At 37.0% G+C, this 7,138-nt stretch carries 5 protein-coding genes; all 5 read left to right on the forward strand.

The window, feature by feature from the left end; all coding sequences use genetic code 11:
- Positions 1 to 147: 147 nt before the first annotated feature.
- The 5 genes from JCM21738_RS22560 (at position 148) to JCM21738_RS13640 (ending at position 6,575) form a co-directional block, all read left to right on the forward strand.
- Entirely contained in the window at positions 148 to 1,176 is a 1,029-nt protein-coding gene (locus tag JCM21738_RS22560) for an NTF2-like N-terminal transpeptidase domain-containing protein (protein ID WP_148296125.1), read from the forward strand.
- Between the two features lie 29 nt (positions 1,177 to 1,205).
- A complete protein-coding gene (locus JCM21738_RS22565) occupies positions 1,206 to 2,075 on the forward strand; it encodes a penicillin-binding transpeptidase domain-containing protein (RefSeq protein ID WP_081742132.1) in 870 nt (289 codons plus the stop codon).
- Between the two features lie 217 nt (positions 2,076 to 2,292).
- Positions 2,293 to 2,595, forward strand: a complete 303-nt coding sequence (locus JCM21738_RS13630; RefSeq protein WP_243463021.1) for a BlaI/MecI/CopY family transcriptional regulator — start codon at positions 2,293 to 2,295, stop codon at positions 2,593 to 2,595.
- On the forward strand, positions 2,595 to 4,382 hold the full coding sequence (locus JCM21738_RS13635; protein WP_023626824.1) for a BlaR1 family beta-lactam sensor/signal transducer: 1,788 nt from the start codon (positions 2,595 to 2,597) through the stop codon (positions 4,380 to 4,382). The genes JCM21738_RS13630 and JCM21738_RS13635 overlap by 1 nt, the downstream gene beginning before the upstream one ends.
- Before the next feature lie 393 nt (positions 4,383 to 4,775).
- The gene (locus JCM21738_RS13640; RefSeq protein WP_243463022.1) at positions 4,776 to 6,575 is read left to right on the forward strand and encodes a peptidoglycan D,D-transpeptidase FtsI family protein; all 1,800 of its coding nucleotides are present in this window, start codon (positions 4,776 to 4,778) and stop codon (positions 6,573 to 6,575) included.
- Positions 6,576 to 7,138 lie beyond the last annotated feature (563 nt).

Consider the following 7,138-nt stretch of genomic DNA (forward strand, 5'->3'; position numbering starts at 1 on the left):
ACTACATATGTAGTATTTATCCTGAAGGAAATGATGTGAGAGAGCTTGTATAGCAGAGTCCAAAGAAAAAAGAAGAAAATCAATCCTTATTATTTCTTGTTATTCTTCATTTTAGCAGGGATTGGGGGTGTTATATGGTTCCAAATCATGGACAAAAAAGGTCACAGTGAAGTTCAGGAAGTAGCGAATACTTTTATTCAAGTATTAGAATACAAAGAGTATGAAAAATTAGGGAATGTGCTTGAAAAACAATCGTACACATCATTAGATTATACTTTGGAAGAAGTCATTGATAAATATGATCGTATATTTAACGGAATCAAAATTTCGAATATACATGCTTCCAAAATTGAAATGGAAAAAGTCAAAAACCTTGGGTATGAGTTATCTTATCAATTAAGCTTTACAACTCCTTTAGGGAAAGTGGAGAACTTGAATTATAAAACAAAGATTGATGAAACAGACGGTAAATATTTGGTTAAATGGGACCCTTCATTAATCTTTCCCGGAATGGAAGGAAAAGATAAAGTAGCTCTTCACTATAAGGAAGCAGAGCGTGGAGAGATTAAAGATCTTTTTGGGAACGGATTGGCGGTAAACGAAGATTTTAAATGGGTAGGAGTAGTTCCGTTAGAATTAGGTCAAGGAAACGAAAAAGACAAGAACCTTCAAAGGATTAGTCAGCAATTCGAGATTCCTATAGAGGAAATTAATCAAAAATTAAATCAGAACTGGGTAAAGGATAATCTTTTTGTTCCCTTAAAAATAATTGAATCTAATAAAGCAGAAATCATGCCAGGAGCGGCCTATCAAAATATAAAACTTCGTTATTACCCACTAAAAGAAGCGGCAGCTCATTTAATTGGCTACATAGGAAAAGCAACAAAAGACGATTTGGATAAAAATCCAAATTTATCGGAAGGGGACATGATTGGAAAAGCTGGATTGGAAAAAGCTTTTGATAAGGAGTTACGTGGTAATGACGGTGGCGAAATACTGATTGTCGATGAACAGGGAAATAAAAAGCACGAATTTCAAAAGGTAGAAAAGATGGACGGAGACGATATCTTATTAACCATTGATTCTTATATCCAAAGGGAAGCATTTAAACATCTAAAAGGAATAGCTGGTTCTACCGTCGTTATGAATCCTAAAGAGGGAGGCTTTATGCCCTAGTTAGCTCCCCTTCATTTGATCCGAATAAAATGGTCAAAGGTATATCGCAGCAGGAATATGATTTATATTTGAAGGATGACAACAAGCCATTTATTTCAAGGTATGCTGTTGGATATGCGCCTGGCTCTACCTTTAAAACGATAACCGCAAGCATTGGCCTTGATGCCAAAGTGACCTATCCAGATAAGCTTAGAAACATTAGAGGTTTTAGCTGGCAAAAAGACGGAACATGGGGAGGGTATTCAGTTACCCGTGTTTCAGATGTGCAAAATGTAGATATGAGTAAAGCGTTAATTTATTCAGATAATATATATTTCGCACAAGAGGCTATAGAAATGGGTGAAAAAACGTTTAGAAATGGTTTGAATCAGTTTATCTTTGGAGAAGAATTAGATTTACCCATTGTTATGAATCCAGCTCAAATTTCTAAGCAAAATACATTTCAGTCAGAAATCCTGCTGGCAGATACGGCATACGGGCAAGGAGAATTAATGATTACACCTATTCAACAAGCAAGCATGTATTCAGTATTTCAAAACGAAGGCAAAATTGTTTATCCAAAATTGTTGAATGATAAAAGCGAACGAAAAACTAAATCAGCCATTACTAGTTTAACGGCCAGCGAAATGATGAAGAATTTAACAGCGGTGGTAAGTGACCCAAATGGAACGGCCCATCTTTTATTCAACCCTGCCCATCAGTTGGCTGCCAAGACCGGAACAGCAGAGCTAAAAAAGAAACAAGATGAAAAGGGGGATGAAAATAGTTTTTTACTTGCTTTTGATGCGGAACAAGATTCATTTCTTCTTCTTTCACTTGTCGAACATTATACACCAGGCAGTTCGGCCACCCAACTGAATCAAGCCTTTATAGAGGAGCTTTTTTCATATTTTAAATAAAGTCAATGGAAACAGGTTAATCCTTAGTACACAGGGATTATCTATATATGCTAAAGTACACGTTTATGGTTTAAGCCTTTGGTCCTTTTTGTTATAGTAAATACTACAGATGTAAAAATAGGAGGGGTATGATGAGAGAGATTCCGCAAATATCTGAAGCTGAATATGAAGTGATGAAAGTTGTATGGAAATATGAGCCATTTCTACTCCTGGGGTAGTGGAGAAGTTATCGAAAAAGAGTGAATGGAAACCGAATACCATTCATACCATGCTTGCACGTCTAGTCAAAAAAAATGCTTTGCAGGCACGAAGAGATGGCAGAGTATTTATTTATACATCCCTAATCGAAGAACCCAAGTATGTTGAGCAAAAAAGTAAATCCTTTCTTCAACAGTTTTTCGGAGGAACGTTAAATTCAATGGTATTGAATTTTATTGAAAATGAACAGTTATCAAATGAGGATATTTCTGAGTTAAAGAAAATATTATCAAAGAAGGATCAGAAAGAAGGAGAAAAATAATGGACACCATTATACTGCGGGTTTTATTAAGTACAATCGTGGTATCACTCCTTATTTTCATGATTCTATTGATCAAAAGGCTTTTTCACAAACATTTGACGGTAAAGGCACATTACCAAATTTGGTATTTTCTTTTCATTCCAATCCTTGCTGCGTTTGTGCCCTGGAAGGATTTTCACCTTGGAAAAGGAACCCAATATTTGAAAAGCTTGCTTTTCTTTCAGAAAGACACCGCATCTAAGAATGAAAAATTGAATGTCTCTCCGGTGTCAAATACGAATTTAATGCATGATTTCACAGTATCAGTGAACAAATCAACACCGGATTTTAACTACCATACAATTTTCACAATTTGGGTTATAGGAATGATTTTATTCGTAGGTTTGGTGAGTTACTCCACCTATCAAATCTATCAGATGAAAAAGGCAGCTGTTCCTGTTAAGAATCAAAAGATAAATGAACTGTTAGAATTGTGCAAAGAGAGTGTTGGCATTAAGAGAAAAATAAAGCTGCGGAAAAACGAACTTATTACCTCTCCAATTACGTTCGGGATTTTCCAGCCCTATATTTTTTTACCAAGGAAAACACTAGAAACTCTATCATTAAATGAATTAAAATACGTTTTTCTTCACGAGCTTCACCATCACAAAAACAAAGATGTGTTCGTTAATTACCTCATGTTAATCGTTCAAATAATTTATTGGTTTAACCCATTCATATGGGTTGCCTTAAAAAGGATGCGAATCGATCGGGAATTGGCATGTGATGCTTCTGTACTCAATCTCTTGGATAAGAGTGAATGCATTGAGTATGGGCATACCATCATTCATTTTGCGGATAAAAAGTATGATCGGACTTATGCACAGATTGCACCTGGAATGGGAGGGACCCAAAAACAAATCAAACAAAGAATCCAGCGTATTGCTACCTTCTCTGGAGATTCTCCATTATTGAAATGGAAAAGCAAAGTCATCTGTGTGGTTTCAGGGATTTTTGTGTTAGCTATTACCCCAATCACCACTGTTATTGCCAGCCCGGATGATATGTATCATTTTAGTGAGAAGAATACGATTTATGAAGATTTAAGTTCCTATTTCCATGGCTATAACGGTAGTTTTGTTTTATATGATGCAGCTAAAGGACAATATCAAATCTATAATCGAGATATGAGTGAACAGAGGGTTTCTCCTAATAGCACCTATAAAATATTTTCTGCCTTATTTGCATTGGAATCAAATGTTATTTCCACGAATAACAATGAACAGGTTTGGGATGGGAATGTTCAACCCTATCAAGAATGGAATCAAGATCAAAATTTATCTACTGCATTGACCCGTTCTGTGAATTGGTATTTCCAAAATACCGATAGTGAAATAGGGAGGAAACAACTGCAAGATTATTTTCACAAGGTGAAATATGGAAATGAGAACCTTTCAGGGAATTTGGATACTTATTGGATGGAATCTTCATTAAAAATTTCACCAATCGAACAAGTGCAATTATTACATGCATTGGAAGAAAATAAATTTGGTTTTTATGAGGAAAATATTCAAGCGGTTAAACAAGCAATCTTAATTGATGAGCAAAAAAATGGGCAATTATTTGGAAAAACGGGAACCGGTACGATCAATGGAAAGAATGTAAATGGCTGGTTCATTGGCTTTGTATATAAAGGCGAGAATCGTTTTTATTTTGCCATCCATATTCAAGATAATGATGGCCATGCAAAAGGAAGCAAGGCTGCGGAGATTGCTAAGCAAATCCTGCGCGATAAACGGATTTATTAAAAATAGTACCCCAATAGATGAACTATACCTTTTGGGGCTATCTTTGCTCCAAATACTACAATTGTAGTATTTGGTGTGGCCATATACACAAACTTCCCAGATGATTCGATTCTTTACATGAAAGGGTTGATGTGTTTTGAAGCAAAGAAGGCAGAAAAAATATAACATATTAAAAAATCAGATGCGATTGAGAATGAATATTCTCTTTTTCATGGTCTTTATTCTTTTTTCCATCCTGATTCTTCGTCTTGGGGTCGTCCAAATTTTAAAAGGGGAATCCTATGCGGCGCAAGCTGATAACACAGAGGTTAAGGCCATTAATTTATCCGTTCCGCGCGGAAAATTTATGACAAGAATCATAAATTAGTAGTCTATAATATCCCGGAAAAAGCAATTACCTATACACCACCGAAAAATCCACAGCCGGGCGAATTGCTTGAATTGGCCAAAAAGTTAGATACCTTTCTTTCCATGAATAATAAAGATATCGATAAAGTGACAGATCGGGATATGAAAGATATCTGGCTTCTATTACATAATAATGGCGAGAATTTTATCACAAAGAAGGAAGAGAAATTATACAAACAGGAAAAGTTGACCGATAAGGATTTATATCAATTAAAATTGAGCCGAATAAAAAAAAGCGATCTCCAGGGTGTGGACAAAAACATGGCAGCCATCTACCGGAAGCTATCAACCGCCATCGCTTTAACCCCGTCGATGATCAAAAATGAAAATGTCACAGAAGAAGAACATGCTAAGGTGAGTGAAAACCTGGAAAATTTTCCGGGTGTTGATGTATCAACCGACTGGAAGAGGGGCCGCACTTACGGAGATACATTTAAGAATATGCTTGGTAAAGTTACGAGTGCAGATGAAGGCATACCTGCAGAAAGCGTAGATTCCTATATGGCTAAAGGATACAAACTTAATGACCGGGTCGGGATAAGCTATATTGAAGAGCTTTTCGAAGATGTATTGCAAGGGCAAAAGGAAAAAATAAAAACGGTTACAAATCAAAAAGGAGATGTGGTGGATACAGAGATTGTTTCTGAAGGGCAGATCGGCAAGGATATTGTCCTGACCATTGATATGGAGTTCCAAGCCCAAGTGGAAAAAATCATTCAGGAAGAGTTAGTAAATGCGATACAAAAGCCGCATACTGATACACTTGACACTGCTTTTGTTGTGGCAATGGAGCCCAAGACCGGCCGCATTCTGTCTATGTCAGGAAAGGTGTATAACAGGCAATCTAGGGAATTTATCGATTTTACACCGGGAACCTTCACTTACGCTTTTGAACAGGGATCTGTTGTAAAAGGTGCCACCGTATTAACTGGATACCAGACCAGTGTAAGGGATATTGGGGAATTTGATTATGATGCCCCCTTGCAAATTAAAGGGACTAAACAAATTTCTTCCTATGCGAATATGGGAACCATCAGCGATTTAAAAGCACTTGAACGGTCATCAAACGTATATATGTGGAAAACTGCTATTGAGATACTCGGAGCTCAATATCATCCAAATCAGTCCCTAAATATGGATTCAGAAAAAATAGAAACAATTCGTTACTATTTCAATCAATATGGTTTAGGTGTCCCTACAGGAATAGGTTTTGACAATGAAACAGCAGGTATAAAAGGGAATGATGTGCGAAATTATTTTCAAATTGCTATCGGACAATTGGATACCTATACACCGATGCAGATTGCCCAATATATTACAACCATAGCGAATGGCGGCTACCGTATGAAGCCCCAATTGGTTAAGGAGATTCGCGAACCTGCCAAGAATGGTGATGAACCAGGAAATGTAATCAATGAAATTAACCCAGTTGTGCTTAATAAGGTGGATATGAGTGCTAAAATGATGAAGCGTGTCCAACAGGGCTTTTGGCTGGTTACTCATGGTACGCAAGGGACAGCGAGAGGATTTTTTAAGGACGAACCGTACAATGCAGCGGGTAAAACCGGTACCTCTGAATCTTATAAAAATGGGGTAAAGACATGGAATCTATCCTTTGCAGGATATGCACCATTTGATGATCCCGATATTGCCATTGCTGTTATTGTGCCGAATGCCTACCGTGATGGTTACGCCCAGCCGCACAGCGCTGCTAATATTATCAGCCAGCGAGTTTTTCGGGCATATTTTGCACAAGAAGAAAAAGGTCAACAAACAACAAAATGAGGATAAAATACCAATTTTTCTATTCTGGGAAGGCAAATGAAATCTTTACAATAATATAAAAAGAAACAATCAGTATACCTGTCGATACCTATGAAGCAGCAAAAACTGCGTCAATCGATATTGAAAAGGTATACGAGTATGCATCAATAAACATGCTCTTAAGCATTACCACTAAAAAGGGTGGCACTGTTAAAGAGAAGATTATCCATATGACCGATACAGTCAAGATGAATACTCTCATGAATAATTTGGGCATCACAGAACCGATGCTACAGAAAATTAATAAATATCGGGAAAAATGTGAATTAGAATATGTCACATAACCCAAGTCAACAAGAGTAACTTGAAACTTATAATTAACAAAACCATCGCTAGATGGAACGCGGAATGCTTGGAAACTGGCACGTTCCGTGTGGAGCAGGGGGTGTGACAAGAAGTGACTTCTTGCGTACCATGTCAGTGTCTCTTACGAGACTATTCTAGTTGCGATACTACGTCAAGAAAATAGACACAGATTTTTCTACCGCGCTTTCGCTTGGTGGCCTTCATAAAGTTTAAATTTT

It is taken from the genome of Mesobacillus boroniphilus JCM 21738, from assembly GCF_000517385.1.
In the GTDB taxonomy this organism is placed as follows: Bacteria; Bacillota; Bacilli; order Bacillales; family Cytobacillaceae; genus Mesobacillus; species Mesobacillus boroniphilus.